Genomic DNA, 713 nt, shown 5'->3' with positions numbered 1-713 from the left:
AGTGGATCTAGCCTTGGGGCTTTTTTTACTAACTTTTAGACTGTCTAAGTTAAGCTCGCTTGAAGCAAGCACCATAGAAGGCTTGAAAGAACAGTTTGTAAATGAAATTCTAGCTTGGAGTGCAAAGCTAAGTAGCTTTGAGGAATATAGCGAAAAAGACATTATCAAGCTTAGATACTGTCTTTGTGTCTTTATAGATGAAAGCTTGATGAAAAATGAGCTTTTTATGGCAAGTTCTTGGGCTAATAATACCCTTACCATCAGGCTTTTTGATGAGAGTTTAGGAGGGGATAAATTTTATGATATAGCCCTTTCTTGGCTTAATAATCCAGCTAAAAACAAAGACTTTTTGGAATTTATTTATGTATTGCTACTTTTAGAATACAAGGGCAAATACTCAGATAGCAAGGATGTAAACGAAAGGATACTTTATCTTTGTAATAACATAGCCTCAAGCCTAGTGCCTCTTTTAGATAGCACAAAAGAACTTGCCTTTACAAAGGCTTATGTAGGGCAGAAAAAAGAAGGCTTTTGGCAAGGCTTTCAAAGAAGATATCTAAAAACTAGCCTCATAGCACTGCCTTTGTTTGTAATCTTTGTCTTGTATTTTTATGCTCTGCTTGATCTTAAAACGAATAATACCAAAATTGAAACCAGGCTTGAAGCCTTGATAGAAAGAGGCGTTGATGAGGGGACAAGATGAGGGGTGAAAA

Annotated in this window: 1 protein-coding gene; it reads left to right on the top strand. The window is 36.0% G+C overall.

Going from position 1 to position 713, the window contains the following annotated elements; all coding sequences use genetic code 11:
- Window positions 1-703, top strand: a 703-nt coding sequence (gene icmH, locus DMC01_RS12685; RefSeq protein ID WP_142694535.1) for a type IVB secretion system protein IcmH/DotU, incomplete at its 5' end; no start/stop codon positions are given.
- Window positions 704-713 lie beyond the last annotated feature (10 nt).

This window comes from Campylobacter troglodytis (assembly GCF_006864425.1).
Taxonomy (GTDB): Bacteria; Campylobacterota; Campylobacteria; order Campylobacterales; family Campylobacteraceae; genus Campylobacter_D; species Campylobacter_D troglodytis.
The sequence above is the reverse complement of the archived record's forward strand: the minus strand, read 5'-3'. Positions and strand labels throughout refer to the sequence as shown.